The organism is Amycolatopsis kentuckyensis (assembly GCF_041679295.1).
Lineage (GTDB): Bacteria > Actinomycetota > Actinomycetes > Mycobacteriales > Pseudonocardiaceae > Amycolatopsis > Amycolatopsis kentuckyensis_A.
Map to the genome: position 1 here is coordinate 1 of NZ_JBGDMD010000049.1, position 431 is coordinate 431.

General features: G+C 66.1%; 1 protein-coding gene. It reads right to left on the minus strand.

Going from position 1 to position 431, the window contains the following annotated elements; all coding sequences use genetic code 11:
- Positions 1-48 precede the first annotated feature (48 nt).
- Entirely contained in the window at positions 49-363 is a 315-nt protein-coding gene (locus ACERZO_RS50340; protein WP_372673166.1) for a transposase, read from the minus strand.
- Positions 364-431 lie beyond the last annotated feature (68 nt).

A 431-nucleotide genomic window follows, 5' to 3' on the forward strand; every position in this document is an offset into this window, starting at 1 on the left:
CGGTGCCTGCGCCGCTGGCGTTCTCCGCCTCGATGAACGGGTAGACGTTCACCGGGTCTCCTTCGCGAAGAAAGCCGTCGCTCGTTTGAGGATGTCCACGTCTTCCTGCAGCCGCTTGTTCTCTCGCCGCAGCGCGGCGAGTTCGGCCTTCTCGTCGCTGCTCAGCCCGTCGGTGCGGGTGCCGGTGTCGCGTTCGGCCTGGATGATCCATTTCCGCACGACCGAGTCGGTCAGCTCGAAGTCCCGGACCACCTCCGGCACGGTCCGCTCGCCGCGTTGCACCAGCCCGACGATCTGGGCTTTGAACTCAGGCGTGAACACCCGCCGAGGTCGCTGCTGGGCGCGGGGCTTCTTCTTGGCCATGGGTTCCATGATGAGGGACATCCCTTCCAGGAGCTCCCGCCCCTGATCAGAGGTGTCCGCCAAACCGG